General features: G+C 38.2%; 1 protein-coding gene. It reads right to left on the minus strand.

The window, feature by feature from the left end:
• Window positions 1–202: 202 nt before the first annotated feature.
• Complete coding sequence (locus tag M3600_RS28290) at window positions 203–1507, minus strand: IS91 family transposase (RefSeq protein ID WP_072501996.1); 1305 nt, start codon at window positions 1505–1507, stop codon at window positions 203–205.
• Window positions 1508–1571 lie beyond the last annotated feature (64 nt).

The following is a 1571-nucleotide window of genomic DNA, read 5'->3' on the forward strand; positions in this document are numbered from 1 at the left end:
TAAGAAAAACCGGGCATAGCCCGGTCCTTTTCATGGTTAGAGAATATCCGATAATTTGTACTCTATGCCATGTACCCCTTTATAATACTCAGGATACATTTCACCCCCACATTTTTCACATGCAAACATAGGAGGAGTTGTCGGATCTCCATCATCCATTAAATCGAAATCCCTTACCACGTTAATAGGAATCTCTTCTTTCTCATGACACGCCAAACAAACATAGTTGGCGCTCTGTTTCTTGGACTGGTTTATGGTTGTATTTTTCTTCTTTTTCTTTCCTTTTTTGCGGGTTTTTGATACCGGTGAGATCGTTGATCACCCTTTCTAAATATGCTCTTGTTGTTTTACATAACGCCACTTTTATTTCTAATTTACCATCCTCGAGGCAGACTTCCCCCTTGTATTCATAGTAACATTCACACCTCTGACAAACGAGAGGGTCTTTCTTGCCACTGGCTACTATTCTTTCACGCCACGTCTGGCGACGTAAGGTTTTCTTAACTTTTACAACCCAACGTCTTGCTTTTTGTTGCCAAGTACTCAACACTTTTTTACACAAGTTTTTTGATCTTCTAGAATACATACCGTAATGCCGAATAGTTTTAAATTGCTCGTCTGGGATATGGCGAATTAAACGTGAAATAAATTCTTCGACACTTACGGTTTCGGATTTGTCTTTTCCGTCAGTTTTATCCTTATATTTGAACGTAACGAATTGCCCATCATATGCCTCAATCCGATTGATTCCAATCGCTGGTCGACGAATATAACGGCCAATATAACGAAGTTGTTCTTTTATTTTTCCCCTCTGTTTAGGTGCATACACATAGAAGCCTTCGCCATTATTGGTGAACGCCTTTTGAAGTCTCGGTTGGATTCTTTTCTTTTCTCTTGGTGAAACTCCGTTTCTAATTAATTTTAATACGACCGTTTGCCATTGTTTACGAAGCATCGTAAATGGCAAGAAATCATACTGCTTCCATTCTCCTTTTTCTGTTAATCCACCCATTGTAACTAACATATGTACGTGAGGATTGAAGTTGACCCTTGAACCAAAAGTGTGGAGTCCAGCAATAATCCCAGGTGTTACCTTTGCTTTCTTTTTGAAGAAGTCAGTAAGTAGTCTTGCAGAAGCATCCATTAAATCTTTTAATAGATGTCGGTGAAGGAGAAATACATCTCTTAGTCCTTCATCAATCGTAAAAATTACGTGCCGATGATTAACCTGAAGAACATCTTCAGTAAGTAACCTACTCCATTCTTCACTTTCTCCAACAGAGCACGTGGTACAAAATCGACCTTTACATCGGTAAGGAACCTTTCGCACATCATGACAACCTTCACACACAAATAACTTAAATCCATTTTTGATATCCCCACAATCTCGAAATTTCTCAACCTCCTTAATTACGATAGGGCGGATTTTAGCACCGTGTTTTCTTTTGAAAGCTTCCCAATGTTGGTGTTTATCAAAAAATATTCTTCTCAATATATTGGTCTCCATAAAATGAAAATACCACAGCTTAAATGACTGTGGTAGACCCAAATTTTTATACTTTCTTATCTTT

The organism is Niallia sp. MER 6, assembly GCF_023714395.1.
Lineage (GTDB): Bacteria > Bacillota > Bacilli > Bacillales > Cytobacillaceae > Niallia.